Source organism: Rhizobium sp. USDA 4016, assembly GCF_056279705.1.
The window spans coordinates 1657249-1674609 of the sequence record NZ_JBWCCY010000002.1 but is presented as its reverse complement, the minus strand read 5'-3'; the positions used below and the strand labels follow the sequence as shown (position 1 = coordinate 1674609).

Sequence of the window (17361 nt, the reverse complement as noted above, 5' to 3'; positions counted from 1 at the left end):
CAGGGGTACGGCTTAATCGCCGTCCCCTATGCCGATTAAGGCTCAGGGCTTCGTGCTCGCTTGTTGGCTCCGGAACGCCGCCTCTCCAGCGTCCGACACCTCGACCCATTTCTTGTCGGGTATTGCGTTTGCAACGTAGCTGTCATGCCAGTTCCACCACTTGTACGTCGGGGTTTGAGGATAGCCTTCGGGCGAGTCCTCCCAGACCTCCTGCCGGCCCAATGGCGTGATGTCTAGGTAGTTCCAAGTGCCTCCCATTTGCTCGTCGCCGCGATTATTGACGAAGTAGGTGCGGAATACGCGGTCGCCGTCACGGTAGAACACGTTCGTGCCATGCCACTCGTCCACGCCGAAGTCGGCGTCGAAGCTGTCGGTGAGAGTGAACCACGGCATCTCCCAGCCCATCCGGGCCTTCAGGCGCGCGATGTCGGACTGAGGCGCACGCGAGGCGAAGACGAGGGTGGTGTCACGCGCGTTCAGGTGCGCGACATGGGCGACTTGGTCGGCCACCATGGAGCAGCCCCGGCACGCGTGGTCGGGCCAGCCGAACACACCCGGCTCGAAGAAGGCGCGGTAGACGATCAACTGTCGCCGACCATCGAACAGGTCGAGCAGGCTTGCCTTGCCAGCAGGTCCCTCGAACGCATACGCTGTCTCAACCGCCATCCGCGGCATTCGCCGGCGCTCGGCGGCCAGAGCGTCACGGGCGCGTGTCAGTGCCTTTTCTTTCACAAGCAGCTGCTGGCGGGCCGCCTCCCAGGCCTGGGGCGACACGACCGGTGGAGTGTGCATGCCAGGCTGTCTGCCTTTCTGACCATTTTCAGTTGATCTCGTCATGGCTTCAAATCTCCTTATTTGGGCTAATTTCCGCGCCTGCTTGCTGACGTTCGGTTCGCTTGTGGTGTCCGTGAGATAGTTTGGCACCGGAAAGCGAACAGGGGGAGTAACAAGAGTGGCGCTATTCCGACGGCATCGCTGACGAAGCCGCAGCGCGCACGCACATTGAGGCGTAAACCTCCGGGGTCTGAACCGCGTGGGCGTTGTGCAGCGATGCTCCAGCTATCGTGATGGGGTCGAGCGGGCCGCTTTCCCGCAAAGGGATGTGACGGCGATCTTCACTGACATTCTTTGAACGTCGGCGCATATCAAGCCGCAGAATGAACCCCACCTCTTCTTGGGCAAGGATGTGCGATCCTTACAACGGGCATAGCTTCTTAACGACTGAGGAGCCAGAGCATCACGGACAGCAAAATGCTGAAGAGCAGGCCGGTGGTAATTGGGATATAGATAGAGAAATTCTCGCGCTCGATGAGAAAGTCGCCCGGCAGCCTCCCCAAGCCGATGCGTGCAAGCCACGGCCAGAGAATACCGACCGCGACGACAACAAGCCCAACTATGATGAGGATTCTAGACACGGCACACGATGCTATACGACTTCGGTCGAGTAGATGATAACCGAATTTCGATATAGGCGACACTCTTACGTGGCGGTCACGTAATCCAGGACGAGCCCCTGAAAATGTTCCAGTCGTTCTTCCAACGCAGGCGGCGATAAGAGATAAGCGAAGGGGGCATCAAGCGCGTCGATCTGGAAGGACCGGGAACTGGGACGGCAAAGGAACTCCTGGTGCCGGCTTGCTGCTCGGCGATGCCAAGGATGGCGATCGTCAAGGAGTGCATTCAGCCGTTTGCTGTATTGGGGTAGGTCACCGTTTCTAACGACCAATCAGGTCAGGGCGGCAGCTACGACACCTGCCGCTTTTCCGCTTTTTCCCGCCATCCCCATCAATGTCGCCAAACGTCTTGCCCTTTCCAGGCAGGCCGGCTGCTGGTCACCAAATCGCTCCGCGTTAATTTCCATGATCAGCGACGTATCCGGAAGGAACGTGAGCTCGCTGAAAATACCCTCCCAAGGAATGTCACCCCAGCCGATCGGCAAGTGGAGATCGCCGATGCCGAGGGCCGTTGCCTCGGCCGGATGGTAAAAGCGCGTCATGGAGTAGGGAAGGCCAAAGCTGTCATGGACATGCAGGTGACCGGTAACCGGCGCCATTGCGCGCAATTCTTCGAGAAAATCGAGATTGCGGTAGGTCGATTCGATATAGGCATGCGAGAAGTCGATCAGCGCAACAACGTTGTCCGATCCGATAGCCCTGACAGTCGCGGCCACTTCGCTCGGCGTCTGGCGGTATTGGCCGCTTTCTGTGGTGAAGATGTTTTCAAGTGCGATGCGTACGCCGTAGCCCTTCGCGATATCGCCCATCTCGGCCAGTGCCTCGCGCTCCATTCGGTCGAGATCGGCGCCATTTTCGCCATCGGCAAGCTGTCCGGCACCTGAATGATGGACGAGTATGCCTGCACCAAGCCGGTCGCAGAGTTCGAGCATCGACCGCACGACCTTTTTTTGCAGCTGCAAATGCTCGCGGTCCATGAAGTTGGAGAGGATCTGGCCGTGCAGCGACAATTTCTTGAAAGGATGCTGGCGAACGATGTCGGCGACGCGGCGTGTGCGATCCTCGATGATGCGGCCGCCGCTGATGATTTCCTCGGCATAGATGCCGATTTCGCAAGCGTCGGCCCCCGTTTCGGCGATTTCCCGCAGCGAAGTGTCAAGCGCACTGAGGTCGCCCTTGCCGGTCCGGTTGCAAAATCCGACGGCGGAAATGATGTCGTTCATGTGGGTGTTCCTCCTGGGGATTCTCAAAAATCAGTGAACAATCGCCAGCGTCGAGGTGGCGGCCGCCGGATGCGGGGAGCTGGAATTGATCTTCATATCTATCCGGCGACCGCTATCGCGCTCGAAGACATGCAGTTGGGACGAGGGCAACTCCAGGCCTACTCGATCGCCTGGACGCACGCTCATGTGTTCGCTGATGACGGCTGCAAATGGCTCGCCATCGATCTCGGCATGGGCGACCCGACCGGAGCCAAGTTCCTCGACGAAGTCTATTGTCGCTCGCACGCCGCTGCCGTCCAGTGAAACGGCACATTGCTCCGGTCGAATGCCGATCGTGACATCTCTTCCGCGCAAGCCGGCCGCAAGCGCAGGGTCGATGGGGACCTGCACGCCGCCGAAACGCACCGACGCAGTCTCGACCTCGACGCGTGTATTGAAGAGGTTCATCGCGGGAGAGCCGATGAAGGATGCGACGAATATGCTTGCCGGCCGATGATAGATGTCGAGCGGCTGACCGACCTGCTCGACATGCCCCTTATTCATTACCACGAGCTTGTCGGCAAGCGTCATCGCCTCGATCTGATCATGGGTGACGAAGACGGATGTTGCTGAAAGACGTTGGTGCAGTTTGCGGATTTCCGCCCGCATGGTCACCCGCAGCTTGGCGTCGAGATTCGACAGTGGCTCGTCGAAGAGAAACACCTGCGGCTCACGAATAATGGCGCGCGCCATCGCCACGCGCTGACGCTGGCCGCCGGACAATGCTGCTGGTTTGCGCGCAAGATACTCGGAAAGCCCGACGATCTTCGCCGTCTCCTCGATACGCGTTTCGCGCTCGGCCTTTGACACACCGGCTACCTTCAGCGCGTAACCGATATTTTGGGCCACGGTCATATGCGGATAAAGCGCATAGTTCTGGAACACCATGGCGCAGCCGCGCTCGCGCGGCTCGAGCCTGTTGACGACGCGACCGTTGATTGCGATTTCGCCGGCGGTAATCTCCTCGAGTCCAGCGATCATGCGTAGAAGCGTCGACTTTCCGCATCCAGAGGGACCGAGAATGACGACAAACTCGCCCGAGGCAAAGGACAGGTCGACGCCGTGCAGCGTCTGGGTCTTACCATAGGATTTGCGCACGGCGCGGATATCGATGTCAGCCATATTTGAACCTCGTTTCTTAAAATCGCCAGGTCACTTTTCGGTGGCGACCAGGCCACGGACGAACCAGCGTTGCAGCACCGCAACGACGACGAGCGGCGGCGCCATGATGATGAGTGAACCTGCCAGCGTGACATTCCAGTCGGGCAGGCTGTTTTCCGAAGGGAGCAGCGCGCTCAGCGACATCATGGTCGTCTTGTAGGCCGGGTCTGTGATCATCAGCAGCGGCCAAAGATATTGGTTCCAGCCGTAGACGAACATGATCGTGGTGAGCGCTAACATGTTGGTGCGCGAAAGAGGTATCAGCATGTCGACGAAAAAGCGCACTGGTCCGGAACCGTCCATGCGGGCGGCTTCGGCGAGCTCATTTGGCAGCGTCATGAAGAATTGCCGGTAGAGGAATGTGCCTGTTGCGGTGGCAATCAGCGGCAGGGTGAGGCCCGCATAGGAATTCAGCAGGTTCCATTCGACCGATACCTCGATGCCGGTCAGTGCCGAAATCAGTAATCGAAATGGCTGGAAAAGGTCGGCGGCCACGGCATAGGTCGGCACCACGCGAACTTCGAGCGGTAGCATCAGCGTGATGAACACGATCCAAAAGAAAAAATGTTTGAGTGGCGTGCGGAAGAACACGATGGCGAAGGCCGTGCAGGCCGAAAGGGCCACTTTGCCGACGGTGACGAGACAGGCCATGATGAAGCTGTTGATCATGGCCGAGCCGAGATTGGCGCGCGACCAGGCAGCGGAGGCGTTTTCGAGGAAGCGGTCCTGGGGAAGGAAATGGAACGGCACGCTGTTGATCTGTTGCAGCGTTTGACTGGCACCGGCCAGAATGACGAGAAAGGGGCCAATCAGCAGGATAAAGCCCAAGACCATCAGCAGATAGGTCAGTGCATCGGCGATCGGCGTGCGCTGGATCATGGCGGGCTCACTTATAGTGCACACGCTTCTCGATGAAGCGAAATTGGATGAACGTGAAGAGCATGATCAGGCCGATCAGGACGATGCTCTGCGCGGAAGCGCCAGAGTAGTTGAGCCCCTTGAACGCTTCGTCCACGATGCGAAAAACCATCACCTCGGTGCCGTGATTTGGTCCGCCGCCAGTCGTGCTGTGTACGATACCGAAGGTGTCCGAACCGACAAACCCCTCCGTCATCATGATGACGAGCAGAAAGAACAGCGTCGGCGCCAGCAGCGGAACTTGGATATCCATCGCGCGACGGATCGGTCCGGCGCCGTCCATCGCGGCGGCTTCAGTCAGAGAGCGCGGCACGGATTGCAGGCCGGCCAACAGGAAGATGAACGTGTAACCGGTCCATTTCCAGGCGAAGATGACGATGACGAGGATGAGAGCGTGGGCACCGTATTTTGCCGGGTTCCAGAAGTCAGGGAACGCGGCATTGACCGAGGCCATCAGCCCGCGTTCTGGCGACAGAATGAACCGGAAGGCCATGCCGGCTGCCGGTCCGGCGATTGCATATGGAAGGATATAGAGGAACCGGAATAGCCCAGAACCGGGCAGCCGCCGATCCACTGCAATCGCCAGCACGAGACCGACCAGGATAGTGAAGCAAGTCCCGCAAAGGGCGAAGATGAGGCTGACGGCGACGGAATTCCAATAGAATGGATCGGCGAACACCTCGTCAAAATTCGTCAGTCCGACAAATTCCGCTACCCCGCCAAAGGGAGGCTCAAGTGTGAAAGCCCACTTCATCACCGCGATTGCCGGCCAGTAGAAGAAGAGAAGGATCAGAAGAATCTGCGGCAGGGCGAAAAGAATTGGCAGCCACCAGCTTTTGAAAACGGCCCGCTTTTCCATGGATCAATCAAACCAAAAGTACTTTAGGGACAAGAGCCTGCCATATGCGACCGGCAGGCTCTTGCTGACGAGAAACTCAGTTCAGCTTCTGACCGGCATAGGTTTTTTCAAATCGGCGCAGCACGGCGTTGCTTCGATCGGCGGCCTGGTCGAGTTCAGCCTGCACGTCGGCATTCTGCATGAAAATCGCCTCCAGCGCCGTAGAGACCTCCTTGCGGACCTGGGTGAAACCACCGAGGCGGATACCGCGGGTATTCTGCGAGGTCGGCGTATAGGTCAGGCTGGCGATCGCGAGCTCGCGGCCCTTGTAAGGAGCCTTGTCGTAGAAGCCATTGGCCTTCATGGCTTCATAGCCGGTCTTGGTGACCGGAATGTAGCCAGTGACCGTCGACCACCATTGCGCCATTTCCGGCGTGGCGAGGAAGTTCAGGAAAGCGGATGCGCCCTTGTATTCGGCTTCCGGACGGCCGGCCATGACCCATAGCGAGGCGCCGCCGACCAGCGAGTTCTGTCGTTGCGTGCCTTTCCAGACCGGCAGCATCGCAACCTCCCATTTGACGCCTTCCGGCAGCGTCTTGCCAATCGTGCCATGGTCAGCGATCGAGGTCTGAATCATCTGGCATGTCTGCGAGGTGAACGCGGGGACGATGTCCATGCCGAGCTGTTTCGTTTTGACGACGAACAGCTTCTCGTCGACCATTTTCTTGAAGAATTTCACATGGTCGACGAATTTGGTCTTGTTGAAGACCAGTTCGGCGTCCAGCCCCTGGTAGCCGTTGCCCTTTGTTGCGATCGGCTGGTTGTGGATGGCGGAAAATTGCTCCATCATCTGCCATGTATCGAAGTTAAAGCCGAGCGGGCAATCGAAACCCGCCGCCTTCAGCTTGCGAGCGGCTTCCTCGACCTCTTCCCAGGTTTCCGGCTTGAAGTCGATGCCGGCCTTCTGGAAAGCGTCGACATTGTAATAGAACATGGCGGTTGAAGAGTTGAACGGGAAGGAGTTCAACTCCCCTCCAGCTGTCGCGTAGTAATTGGCGATGCCGCTGAAATAGTTGGTCCAGTCGATCGTGTAGCCGTTGTCGGCCATCAGTTTCTTGGCCGGTACGAACGCTCCGGAGAGCATCATGTCGAGCGTTCCGGCGTCGTAGATCTGGGTGATCGCCGGCTGCTTCTTGGCACGATAGGCGGCAATCGTGTTCTGAAGCGTCGTGTCATAGCTGTTCTGCGAAGTGCAGACGATTTCATAGTCAGCCTGCATGTCGTTAAACTTTTTGCAGGCGTCTTGCACGCGCTCCCCGAGATCGCCCGACAGGCCGTACCAGAATTCGAATTTGGTCTTCTCTGCATGGGCCGGACCAGCACCAAATGCGGTGGCGGCCAGGAGGGACGCCAGAGCTGATTGAAGAACAGTGAGTCTCATCGTAAATGCTCCTTGCACGGATAAAGATGACCGCTGGCGCCTTAGGTGGCCATGGTTCGTTCGCTGCTTCAGCTAGCAGTCCAATGTGACAGTCAGCGTTAACTTCCGTGAAACTTAAATGACGAATTCTGCAATTCCGTTCACCGCGCCGAGAGCTGTTTATACGTGTGCGCGACCGAGGAATTTCAGGCCGAAAGCCGCTTGCGGCTTGCTGGCCCGGACAATCGCACCATGATGAATGGACGTGGTACAGGCGCTCGCAGATGTGATGCAAAATCGTCCTCGTTGACAAGTGACCACCAGATGTTCCGGCTACCTGCCGCTGGTTGCTGGCCGATGGGTTCGGCACCCTCACGAAACTGCCGTCCTTCCAGGCAGTCTTGGAACGTGCTCGGAAGGGCCGTCCGCTCTCGGCGACAGGCAGGATGCGGCCACCCACGTGAAATGCTTGGAGCTCTTAATTGACGGGCACAATGGCGGCCACAGCATAGCGGCGACCGGTTGCGCCGACTTCCTTGGAGGTGGCGTCGCACCGGCGGAGCCATATCGGACTAAAGTCTGATATGGCGTTAGCGTCACAGTTTGGCCCGATTCCCCCGAATTTTTAGGAAGCGCTTTGATACTTCGATCCGCCTCATCGGGAACGGAATAATAGCAGCAGGCTGCAGGAGTGCAGCCGGGCGTTGCTTCGGCGACGAGGGGCCCACGAGACTGAGGGGGATCCATGTTTCATGCACGCGATCGGCAACTGGATGGTCTTCGGACTTTTGCCATTTCAATGGTGCTGTACGACCATTTCTTGGCAGCCGAAGGATCAGTTTTGGGCCATCTGGGCGTCCGACTGTTCTTTGTACTCAGCGGCTTCTTGATAACGCGGCTTCTCTTAGAAGCGCGCTCGGCAATCCAATATGAGCCAGGCAATGCGCTGAAATCGTTCTATCTTCGCCGCGCACTTCGGATATTTCCCCCGTACTTCGCAGTCCTAGGCTTCGTCTGGCTTATCGACCTTGAAGGCGCTCGGGGCAGCCTCAAATGGCACCGCGCTCTATCTCTCAAATTTCTGGTATGCCCTTCGTGATGAATGGACGCCGTGGGTGTTGTGCCACACTTGGAGCCTAAGCATCGAGGAGCAGTTTTACATCGCTTGGCCGCTGGTCATCCTGTTCGCGCCGCGCCGGTTGATCGTACCGATTTGCATCGCCGTCATCACATTTTCGCTGGGGTATCGTTTCTACTGGCCACTGACAGGCACACCGTCTCTCGCGCGTGACCTTCTTCCTCCAGCGTCGATGGATGCGCTCGTCGCAGGCGCGTTCCTTGCAGTCCATCGAAGCAGAACCGATGTCTGGCCACAATGGATACGGCTTAGCTGGGTTCCCTTAACTGTCGTCGCCGTCATTTTCCTCTGGCTGAAATCAGCCGCCATGCCGCCGGCGCTTGAATGGCTGGCATGGATCGGTCGCGAGCTTACTCCCCTCGTACCATTCGTATTGCTGGTTGGATGTTGTTCGTCAGGCCTGCGAGGCGCCTTCGGCCGCCTGTTGGAGCTCTCGCCGATTGTCGCCATCGGGCGCATAAGCTACGGCGTTTATCTTTTCCATCCAATTGTCCTTTCGCTGATCGTCAAGGCTCAACCCTGGATTCCGGTGAATGTCTCAGAACAGGGTCCTTCACGATTTGTGATTGGAACAACAGCCACCTTGATGGTCGCTTCAATCTCTTGGCTGGCTTTCGAAAGACCGCTCAACCAGCTCAAACGCTACTTTCCCTACGTCCGCTCCGGAAGCTTCGCCTACCTTCCGCCGTCTATCAAGCAAAGTGAGGCCGGGGGACGGGAATATGATGCTTCAGCCTATCGCCGCAGCTATGCCAATCGCGGCATTTCCGATGAACATGCGAGCTGAACGATGTCTGTTCCATTGATCTCTGTTGTGCTGCCTGTCTATAACGGCGAACCTTACGTTGCTGCAGCGCTGGAGAGCATTCTGCGCCAGGACTATGGGCGCTTTGAAGTGATTGCACTTGACGACGGCTCGACCGATCGATCGTTGAGTATTCTCCAACGGTATCGAAAAGTCGACGATCGCGTGCGCATCGTTTCGCGGGAGAACCGCGGGCTCGTTGCGACCTTGAATGAGGGCATCGCCTTGGCGAGGGGCGACCTAATCGCCAGGATGGATGCAGACGACATTTCCTATCCCTCCCGCTTTTCACGCCAGGTGGCACTTTTTGCCCAGCAGCCCCAGCTCGCCATGAGTGGAACGGGCATCGATCAGCTTCTCGGTAATCGCGTGGTGCGCGGCAAGCCAAATCCGATCTATCAGTCCGGGGATTGGCACATACTGTCGCTGTTCTTTACGATCTTCTTGCACTCGACCGTGATGTTTAACCGAAGGGTCGTTCCCGAAGACATGCTGGTATATGACGCCGGTTATGTGCATGCGGAGGATTTCGATCTTTTCAGGCGAATCGCACGAGAGTTTCCCGCGGCAATGATCGATGATAGCCTGGTCGCCTATCGTATTCACTCCGACAGTGTCACGAGCAGACATAAGCACCAAATGCGTCGAACCCATCTGAAGATCGTTGCAGAAAACCTCGAGCGGCAATCTCTTAACGATGACCCCGACGCTCTTCATGACATCGGCGCAGACGTCACACTGGACACGGTACGCCGTGTGGCAGATTGCATTCTCACGCTGGAAAGAAAAATTGCCAAGCAAGGTGCGCCGGCGTCCTCCAGCTATGCGGACGGAGCCTTGTGTTTCTTCTATTTCCTCTATCAGCTCATTGCCGATGAGCAGCGTCCCGAACTAACCCACGAGTTTCTCACGCGAACCGGAAAGTGGCAGGTCATTCGACGGCGGGAGCGATATGGACTTCGCTCCGCCGTTCATGCCCCGTGGTTGTGCCGCTTTTCAGATGGGGCCACCCGGCGAGCGGATGCGCTGGCGCGTTACTGCCAGTCGGTGCCGGTCAAAATGGTCCCGCCGCTTCAGGGGCTCGCATAGTGGCGGGGGGTGCTGCCGCGCTTGCACCTCCTGTCACCTTCGTACGACGGGAGCTGTCAGAGGTAAACCCGATCGACCAGATAACTCGTCTGCTGAGGTCACAACCGCCATGCTAGAATTCATTATGTCGAGCTTTCGGCTATTGCGTCAGGCTCTGGGCAAAAAGATCGGCCTCATTGCGGTTGTCGTCGTTCTTGGGCTCAGCAGCGCTGTCCTTGAAGGCACTGGCATTGGCCTTATTATTCCCATGCTCGGCATCATTGCCGGCGAGAAGGATCCCTCAGGAATGGCCGGATTCTCAGCCGTCTTCCAGCAAGTGGGCGCCGGCCTGGATGACCGCGCAAGGCTGACCGCGATCGCTGCCGCCATCCTTGGATTGATCACCCTGAAGAATGTGCTGGCGTTCGCCAACGCCGTGCTTGCCAATTTCATCTACGGCAAGGCCGGCCATGCGATCCGCAGCTCTCTTGCGGGGCAGCTTTTGACGATCGGATACCCGTTTTTTCTGCAGCAAAGTCCTGGGCGACTGCTCAATATCATCTCCAACGAATCCTGGAGGGCTTCGGATGCGATACAAACTATGCTCGCTTCGATCGTGTCCGCCTCGGCCGTCGTCATTTTGCTCGCCTTTCTCCTGCTTCTTTCATGGCAGATGACGCTGTGTGTTGCATTGGGGCTTGTTCTGATCCAGGCCATTCATGCGATCTTGTCAGCCAGTCTGAAAGCCCCGAGCCGCAATGTCACTTCGTTCAACGGTGAGCTCGCCGCCAGGATGCTTCATCTCGTACATGCCGGACGGCTGATTCGTGCATTCGGACAGGAGCAGCGAGAAAAAGCAGTCTTTGGTTTCGCTTCAGATGCCGTACGAAAAGCGGGTTTCGTCCTCCAATCCCGCCAGGCTGCACTGCCGCCGCTGACCGAGACGCTTCATTCGGGTCTGTTTCTAGCGGTCGTCGTCGGCGCCTGGCTTTGGGGAGTGAGTTTTCCGATTATCGTGGCTTTCGTGGTCCTACTCTATCGGCTGCAGCCACACGTCCGTTCACTGCAAATGGCATGGAGCCAAGTGCAGAGCTGGAGCGGCTCTTTGGAAGAGGTCAGATGGCTTCTGGATTCGTCAGACAAGCCGCCGCCGCCTGCAGGCGACGGCCAGCTTCATGCGCCTGTTCAGCGGATCAAGTTTGATCGCGTGACTTTCAAATATCCGGGGTCTGGCTCGCGACCCGTCGTGCTGCGCGCCGCGACTTTCGAAATTCGCCAAGGTCGTTCGACGGCCATTATCGGACGGTCGGGTGCTGGAAAAACGACAATCGTAAATCTTCTGTGTCGATTTGTGGAGCCCGATGAAGGAGACATTCTGGCCGACGGCACCCCTCTTAATCAAATCGATCCCGTCCTGTGGCGAAGGCAAATTGCGCTCGCCAGCCAGGACCTTGAGCTGATCGACGGCACTATTCTCCAGAATATTACCTATGGTCACAACGCCTCGTTGGCCGAGGCGGAGAGCGCAGCAAAGCTTGCCGAGGCGCATGAGTTCATCGAGAAGCTTCCTGACGGATATGAGACGATCGTCGGCTATAGGGGAGCCAGCCTTTCGGCTGGTCAACGGCAGCGAATCGCCCTGGCAAGGGCCCTCGTGCGCGATCCGGAAATCCTCATCCTGGACGAGGCCACGAACGCCATGGACGGATTGTCTGAAGCAGCGATCGTGGAGACCTTGAAATCAAGAGCTGGTCGTCGTGCGACGATCGTCATCAGCCATCACCGCAGCACGATCTCATTTTGCGACGACGTCGTGATCCTTGACGGCGGCCGCGTCAGGAACCAGACCCCGTTTGCCGAAATCGCGACTTTAAGCATGGACCAACTCTACGAGCACGCAACGCTCTCTTCCTAAGGGAAGGAAGGCTTCGGCCCTTGATTGCGCATGATTGTCAGTCGTTTCGCTCTGCCTTCGCCGCAGGCACGGTCCTTTCCGATATCGATGCCCCTGACTGTCTCCGAGTCGCTTAACGCGTTGAACGATGATCTGCTCCAGCGCCAGTCGAACGCAGCGAGTCAAAACCGCCCGGTCGGCTGTGACGCGCCGCCTGCTCCGGCCATTCGAAGTTGTTACCCCGCTAACATTTTTCAGTTGACCCCTTTAGCCTACGCCCTAGCTGACGGTTGAAGGCATCAACGTGAAGAAGATGGCAATGCCCTTCGAAGGATCATTTTTGACGCGCAAACAATCGCGCGGGCGTCAAGCTCATCCTCAAGGAGACTGCCGCCCTTCGCGACGAGAAGGAACGAACGCCTACGTGCCGCCGGACGGGCAAGGCTTCAAGAGGATCAGCTATTAGCGGAGATCAACATGCCACAGCTTGAAAGAATTCCCCATGTCGTGCCCCACGACGAACATGTCGTCACTGCAAGAGAAGCTCTTGAAGGGCTCTATCTGAAGCTTGAGCAGGAAGCTGAAGTGCGTCTGATCGCGGCCGCGCTTCGAGCGGGCTGGTCTGCCGAAGAGGCGTTGGATGCCATCGACCAGTTACGCCAGGAAGACATGCATTCGATGCATTAACGAGACCTCGCACGGCACGCACCCGACAAGTCGGTCGCGCAAGGCGCCCGCGCTCTGGTTTGCCGCTGCCGCGGTCGTCTATCTGGTTATCGGACTGCTGCTCACATTCACGGTGAACGTGCCTATGAACGAGACGTTAGCCGCGATTGCCGTTCCCCATGATATCGAGACGGCGGGAAATATCCGGCGGGACTATTCGGAGCGATGGCAGTTTTTAAACCAGGTGAGAGAATAGCCTTGGCCCTTGCGGCCTTTGGGGTGGCAAGGTTGTGACCGGAGTACCAGGCCTGAATGACCGCATAGAGTTGACGGCGAACGTCACCGTCGGGAGAGGAGGGCGTGCGCCGCTGCCGTGGTATTGTCTTGTCCAGTCCTCCGTCGGTCCTGCGCGCGTCAGCATTTCTGGGATGAAACCCGTCAAACCAATAGCCGTTAATAGTCTGGCTTAACCCTGCATTCCGGTCTGCGCGGGACGTTTATTGCGGTTCGGTAGACTTATGGGCGGTTGGCGCTGGTTGCCAAAATCTCGAGGGGAGGCGAGATTTGCAAACTCATAACTCGGGAGGCAGCCTGTGCAGGAACATCTTGCAGAAAAACCCCAGCCCACCGCCGGCAGCCGCGAATGGATCGGCCTCTATGTTCTGTCGATCGCCTGCCTTATCTATTCGATGGATTTGTCCGTCCTGTTTCTCGCGATGCCGGCGATTGTCTCAGATCTCGATCCATCCGCATCGGAACTGCTCTGGATAAACGATATCTACGGCTTCATGGTTTCGGGATTTTTGGTGACCATGGGCACACTTGGAGATCGGATAGGACGAAGACGGGTGCTGCTAATCGGTGCTTTCGCCTTCGCCGTCGCCTCCTCGCTTGCGGCGGCAGCCAGCACCGCTCAACAATTGATCATTGCACGTGCTCTGCTTGGTGTCGCCGGTGCCACGATCGCTCCTTCCACGTTGTCACTTGTAGTCAACCTTTTCCAGGACGAGGCCGAGCGCAACCGGGCGATCAGTATATGGGGCACGGCCTTCGCCCTTGGTGGCCTCGTTGGCCCGCTCTTAGGAGGCGCGTTACTGGAGTATTTCCATTGGGGGTCGGTCTTCCTGATCAATATTCCGGTTATGATGGCCTTGCTGATCGCAGCTCCCTTTCTCCTGCCGGAGTATAGAAATGACGAGGGCGGCAAACTCGATCTTCCGAGCGTCTTGTTGTCCCTTGCAACCGTTCTGCCGATTATCTACGGCTTCAAGCATATGGCCGCCGATGGTTTCAAACCGGGCCAGCTGCTTCCAATCGTTGTTGGCGTTTTGGTCGGCATCGTGTTCGTGCGTCGCCAGAAGCATCTTGTTCACCCCTTGATCGATCTTGGTCTCTTTGTCGTTCCGTCCTTCACGGCTTCACTGATGGTCAATCTCGCCGGTGTATTTTTCGTCTTCGGTATTTTCCTGCTCCAGAACCTGTTTCTGCAACTGGTGCTCGGGCTTTCGCCCCTGGGAGCGGCGTTGTGGTCGGTGCCATCGGCGCTGGTCTTTACCGTTATGTCTTTTCAGGCCTATCGCTTCACCAACCGGTTCGGTCCGGTCAGTACCGTGATCGGGGGCCTGATCGTCAATGCTGTCGGAACAACTGCCATGGCGGCTGCGGCATACGCTGAAAGTCTCATTGGAATCCTGATGGCAAGCATGCTTATTGGACTCGGCTTCGTGCCGGTTATCCTCACGACGACGGGGCTGATCGTCAGCACCGCGCCGCCCGAACGTGCTGGATCTGCCTCTGCCATTTCGGAAACCAGTGCGGAATTCGGCGGCGCGCTCGGTGTCGCCTTACTCGGCAGTCTTGGAACGCTGGTCTATCGCATGACGATGGACCAAGTGAACTTAAGCGGTTTCAACGAGGCACAGGTCGTGGCGATCTCCGCGACGCTCGCTGGAGCGGTGGAGATCGCAAGGACATTGGGCGAATCGGCGGAGCTTCCTTGGCTCGAGACGGCGAAACGCGGCTTCGCGCTCGGTTTTGCTGCCTGCTGCGCCCTTGCCTCGGTTACGCTGCTGATTTTGGCCGCCGTCGCTCGCAACGTGTATGCAAGCGGGGCTATCGATGAAAACGACGCGCCGCGCTAGGCGGTTAGAATTGATCCGCGATCGAAATTCCATCGGCTGGTCGCTCAAGGTCGCGGGCTGCCCTGCTGCTCCGCCTCTTCCGTGCAGCAAGTCCCAAACGCTTCTCCTGGACGGGCGATTGTTGGCGTGGAGGGTCCCAGTCATCAGCGGAGGGCGAAAGTGTTCGCTCATTCGTCGTTGCGCGGTGCCGCTGCCCTGATGGCTTCGAGAAGGTTCTCATAGGTGTAGAATATGCTGGTCTACTCATTCTTAAGGCGGTGAAGCAGGACCAGTTCCTTTGAGTCGACGTCTTGCGCCAGCCGTCGCAGAGCTTGCCCCGGTCGAGATTCACCTGGTCGGACGCAGAGGAAGAAAAGAGCCGCCAGTGAAGCAAGCAATACGATCCGGCGATTTGCTTTGGCATGCACGCCTCGCTTCGGCCGCAGGCGATGGTGGCGTACGGGGCACCGTTCGAGCCAAAACGCTTCTTCCTGGCGTGCCTGTCTTCCTTTATCTATAGTACCTTCAGGTTCTCGGCGGACGATTTGCCTGACCGGCTATCCTGGACGATCTCGTAGCTGATCTTCTGGCCTTCGCTCAAGTTGGTAAGACCCGACCGCTGGACGGCGGAAATATGAACGAACGTGTCGGTTGAGCCATCATCGGGCTGGATGAAGCCAAAGCCCTTGGTTTGGTTGAAGAACTTCACTGTCCCCGTCGGCATTTTCCGATCCTCATCTTTGGAAACTCATTCAAATACATTGGAAGAACGCTCATGCGTTGACAAGTGGCAACTTCAGTCCGTCCGGTTGTCGAAGTCCCTTTCTGCTGAGATCGCCTGCCGGTACCAACGACCTACTCGTATCGCCGGCGGCGGCAGACCTCCACGAAAAATCCCGGTTGTCGGGTCTAGGTGCGGCCATCCGCCAACTCGCTGCGGCTAGCCCGGACTACCTCATGTTGGTGAGGCGACACATAGCCGTTATAAAGGATCGTGGCATGGTTGGCTCGATACGAATCGGAGTTCTGCATGAGCATAGAAAGCCGTCGGGTGGCTGTCACAAAAGCATTTGGGCGCGCGCGCAGGCTCGGCCTCGAAATTGATGCCGATCCAGCCTTTCATGCCTTGATCGAATGCTGGGTCACGGGTGAATTGACCATGCTACAAGCTCGCGAGCGGTATCTCGCAGTGCTCAAAGAGCGGGAACAGTCCCGTCGCAAGCGAGGACTATCTGTCCGTCCGGATCCCGCGGTGCCCGAAGAAGAGGCAAAGCCCTCGACGGGAGAAGTGGGAGCTAGGGACGAACCAAGTCTGCAGAGCGTGCGAAAACGACGCCGGACGCGAAAGCCCGAATGACTGCCTTTCGTGAACTCCGGCCGATGACTTTATAAAGGCCGTGGTGGTTGGCGCTGGAGGTGCTTGTTGCGAAGATACGCTGTGGCGGCGCCTTGAAAGGGGCGGCCCGCGTCACCATGTCATTGTTACGCTTTCAGCCTTTCGGCTTCCTGATCTCGCCGGCTCGGCCGGCTGCTTGGCTATCCGAGAACTGCGAACGTCCCGAGTTCCGCCCTGGCGGAAGATAATTGCGCTGAACGCTATTGCCTCGCGCATCCACGTTTTAGGATACCTTTATGATAGACACGACCCGCCACACGGCGGAAAGCCTGTTCCGGCGCGCAGCGCCAGAAGGTTCGAATGCTGCCAAGCTAGAGGCCATACGCGCCAGGCAGATCCTCAGAATGAAAGAACGCAGGCCGGTTGAAAGGCAGCAGCGGCTCGAAAATCGCACAAGGAGCGCCAACCTCGTGACGTTATCTGCCCGTAAGGAGCCCACGCATGGCGCCGTTTGATTACAGTGCTGCTGCAGGACTTTATCCCTGCAAGACGGTAAGGAGAACGAGCCACCTTCGATACAAAAGGTTTGATTCAGCCGCTGAAGCACTCCGCTTTGCGATAGAGGACATGCCTGCCTCGATGCTTCGCGGTTCCGTTCTGGAAGTTGAGGAAGCCCGCTTCGATGGTCAGCAGATGCAGACGTTTTACGAAGCCGCTGCATATCCTCTGCCCAGGCGGAAGGAAGAACTGAAGCGCGTATGATCAACCTGGCTGGCGCGACGGTCTCGTCCTATTCTATCAAAAGTAGTATCACCTTTAGGTGCCAAAACAAGAAGTTGACGTTACGATCAAAGCGTCTATACTCGCACCATCGATACTTTGTTTGCCGATATTTGTTTTTGCTGCGCCTCGCGCTTCGTGACGAACTTCCCTCTCTCAAAAGTCGAAAACCCGCTGTGCAATCGCTCAGCGGTGAACAATGTTGCTAAAGAAAGGGTTCGTTATGACGACCGGCACGGTTAAATGGTTCAATTCCACCAAAGGTTTCGGCTTCATCCAGCCTGATGATGGCAGCGCCGATGTGTTCGTTCATATTTCGGCTGTCGAACGTGCAGGGATGAATTCGATCGTCGAGGGCCAGAAGCTCGGTTTCGAGCTCGAGCGCGACAGCAAGTCGGGCAAGATGTCTGCCAGCCAGCTCAGGGCCGCCTGAGCTTTAGCCGCCGATGACCGCGGATGTACCGGTACGGCGGCACGAAGCTTCAAGGGGCCAGGCTCGTG

General features: G+C 57.6%; 15 protein-coding genes and 1 pseudogene. 8 read left to right on the top strand and 8 right to left on the bottom strand.

Annotated features, from left to right (window positions below; translation table 11 throughout):
- Nucleotides 1–42: 42 nt before the first annotated feature.
- From ACZ9DP_RS09095 to ACZ9DP_RS09065, 7 genes are all read right to left on the bottom strand, one after another.
- Nucleotides 43–837 carry a DUF899 domain-containing protein gene (locus ACZ9DP_RS09095; RefSeq protein WP_476201317.1) on the bottom strand — a complete coding sequence of 265 codons (795 nt, stop codon included), beginning with the start codon at nt 835–837 and terminating at the stop codon, nt 43–45.
- A 377-nt stretch (nt 838–1214) separates the two neighbouring features.
- A complete protein-coding gene (locus tag ACZ9DP_RS09090; RefSeq protein WP_074071655.1) occupies nt 1215–1415 on the bottom strand; it encodes a DUF2905 domain-containing protein in 201 nt (66 codons plus the stop codon).
- 311 nt (nt 1416–1726) lie between these two features.
- Nucleotides 1727–2677, bottom strand: a complete 951-nt coding sequence (locus ACZ9DP_RS09085) for a sugar phosphate isomerase/epimerase family protein (protein ID WP_476201316.1) — start codon at nt 2675–2677, stop codon at nt 1727–1729.
- Between the two features lie 30 nt (nt 2678–2707).
- Nucleotides 2708–3838 carry a sn-glycerol-3-phosphate import ATP-binding protein UgpC gene (locus ACZ9DP_RS09080; RefSeq protein ID WP_074071657.1) on the bottom strand — a complete coding sequence of 377 codons (1131 nt, stop codon included), beginning with the start codon at nt 3836–3838 and terminating at the stop codon, nt 2708–2710.
- A gap of 30 nt (nt 3839–3868) precedes the next feature.
- Nucleotides 3869–4756, bottom strand: a complete 888-nt coding sequence (locus ACZ9DP_RS09075) for an ABC transporter permease subunit (protein WP_194731331.1) — start codon at nt 4754–4756, stop codon at nt 3869–3871.
- 7 nt (nt 4757–4763) lie between these two features.
- The gene (locus ACZ9DP_RS09070; protein WP_476201314.1) at nt 4764–5654 is read right to left on the bottom strand and encodes a carbohydrate ABC transporter permease; all 891 of its coding nucleotides are present in this window, start codon (nt 5652–5654) and stop codon (nt 4764–4766) included.
- A 76-nt stretch (nt 5655–5730) separates the two neighbouring features.
- Nucleotides 5731–7074 (bottom strand): extracellular solute-binding protein, encoded by a 1344-nt coding sequence (locus tag ACZ9DP_RS09065; protein ID WP_476201312.1) that lies wholly within the window; start codon nt 7072–7074, stop codon nt 5731–5733.
- 724 nt (nt 7075–7798) lie between these two features.
- Between ACZ9DP_RS09065 and ACZ9DP_RS09060 the strand changes: the two are divergent.
- From ACZ9DP_RS09060 to ACZ9DP_RS09035, 6 genes and pseudogenes are all read left to right on the top strand, one after another.
- Nucleotides 7799–8978, top strand: a pseudogene (locus ACZ9DP_RS09060) (acyltransferase family protein).
- A 3-nt stretch (nt 8979–8981) separates the two neighbouring features.
- The gene (locus ACZ9DP_RS09055; RefSeq protein WP_074071662.1) at nt 8982–10085 is read left to right on the top strand and encodes a glycosyltransferase family 2 protein; all 1104 of its coding nucleotides are present in this window, start codon (nt 8982–8984) and stop codon (nt 10083–10085) included.
- A 109-nt stretch (nt 10086–10194) separates the two neighbouring features.
- Entirely contained in the window at nt 10195–11979 is a 1785-nt protein-coding gene (locus ACZ9DP_RS09050; RefSeq protein ID WP_476201311.1) for an ABC transporter ATP-binding protein, read from the top strand.
- 456 nt (nt 11980–12435) lie between these two features.
- Nucleotides 12436–12645, top strand: coding sequence for a hypothetical protein (locus tag ACZ9DP_RS09045; RefSeq protein ID WP_040115276.1), 210 nt, complete (start codon nt 12436–12438; stop codon nt 12643–12645).
- Entirely contained in the window at nt 12599–12880 is a 282-nt protein-coding gene (locus tag ACZ9DP_RS09040; protein WP_476201309.1) for an anthrone oxygenase family protein, read from the top strand. Before ACZ9DP_RS09045 ends, ACZ9DP_RS09040 begins: the two co-directional genes overlap by 47 nt.
- Nucleotides 12881–13217: 337 nt before the next feature.
- The gene (locus ACZ9DP_RS09035) at nt 13218–14765 is read left to right on the top strand and encodes an MFS transporter (RefSeq protein WP_476201308.1); all 1548 of its coding nucleotides are present in this window, start codon (nt 13218–13220) and stop codon (nt 14763–14765) included.
- Between the two features lie 493 nt (nt 14766–15258).
- Here the strand turns inward: ACZ9DP_RS09035 and ACZ9DP_RS09030 are convergent, their stop codons facing one another.
- Nucleotides 15259–15468: a cold-shock protein gene (locus ACZ9DP_RS09030; protein WP_368360634.1), complete on the bottom strand. Its 210-nt coding sequence runs from the start codon at nt 15466–15468 to the stop codon at nt 15259–15261.
- Between the two features lie 908 nt (nt 15469–16376).
- Here ACZ9DP_RS09030 and ACZ9DP_RS09025 point away from each other — a divergent pair.
- Together ACZ9DP_RS09025 and ACZ9DP_RS09020 are read left to right on the top strand one after the other, a co-directional pair.
- On the top strand, nt 16377–16595 hold the full coding sequence (locus tag ACZ9DP_RS09025; protein ID WP_476201306.1) for a hypothetical protein: 219 nt from the start codon (nt 16377–16379) through the stop codon (nt 16593–16595).
- A 488-nt stretch (nt 16596–17083) separates the two neighbouring features.
- The gene (locus tag ACZ9DP_RS09020; protein ID WP_074073049.1) at nt 17084–17293 is read left to right on the top strand and encodes a cold-shock protein; all 210 of its coding nucleotides are present in this window, start codon (nt 17084–17086) and stop codon (nt 17291–17293) included.
- Nucleotides 17294–17361 lie beyond the last annotated feature (68 nt).

What these genes read in the sequence shown, in the direction of transcription:
- ACZ9DP_RS09095 (WP_476201317.1), bottom strand. Translation starts at nt 837, where the DNA reads ATGACGAGATCAACTGAAAATGGTCAGAAAGGCAGACAGCCTGGCATG.
- ACZ9DP_RS09085 (WP_476201316.1), bottom strand. Translation starts at nt 2,677, where the DNA reads ATGAACGACATCATTTCCGCCGTCGGATTTTGCAACCGGACCGGCAAG.
- ACZ9DP_RS09080 (WP_074071657.1), bottom strand. Translation starts at nt 3,838, where the DNA reads ATGGCTGACATCGATATCCGCGCCGTGCGCAAATCCTATGGTAAGACC.
- ACZ9DP_RS09075 (WP_194731331.1), bottom strand. Translation starts at nt 4,756, where the DNA reads ATGATCCAGCGCACGCCGATCGCCGATGCACTGACCTATCTGCTGATG.
- ACZ9DP_RS09070 (WP_476201314.1), bottom strand. Translation starts at nt 5,654, where the DNA reads ATGGAAAAGCGGGCCGTTTTCAAAAGCTGGTGGCTGCCAATTCTTTTC.
- ACZ9DP_RS09065 (WP_476201312.1), bottom strand. Translation starts at nt 7,074, where the DNA reads ATGAGACTCACTGTTCTTCAATCAGCTCTGGCGTCCCTCCTGGCCGCC.
- ACZ9DP_RS09055 (WP_074071662.1), top strand. Translation starts at nt 8,982, where the DNA reads ATGTCTGTTCCATTGATCTCTGTTGTGCTGCCTGTCTATAACGGCGAA.
- ACZ9DP_RS09050 (WP_476201311.1), top strand. Translation starts at nt 10,195, where the DNA reads ATGCTAGAATTCATTATGTCGAGCTTTCGGCTATTGCGTCAGGCTCTG.
- ACZ9DP_RS09045 (WP_040115276.1), top strand. Translation starts at nt 12,436, where the DNA reads ATGCCACAGCTTGAAAGAATTCCCCATGTCGTGCCCCACGACGAACAT.
- ACZ9DP_RS09040 (WP_476201309.1), top strand. Translation starts at nt 12,599, where the DNA reads ATGCCATCGACCAGTTACGCCAGGAAGACATGCATTCGATGCATTAAC.
- ACZ9DP_RS09030 (WP_368360634.1), bottom strand. Translation starts at nt 15,468, where the DNA reads ATGCCGACGGGGACAGTGAAGTTCTTCAACCAAACCAAGGGCTTTGGC.
- ACZ9DP_RS09025 (WP_476201306.1), top strand. Translation starts at nt 16,377, where the DNA reads ATGATAGACACGACCCGCCACACGGCGGAAAGCCTGTTCCGGCGCGCA.
- ACZ9DP_RS09020 (WP_074073049.1), top strand. Translation starts at nt 17,084, where the DNA reads ATGACGACCGGCACGGTTAAATGGTTCAATTCCACCAAAGGTTTCGGC.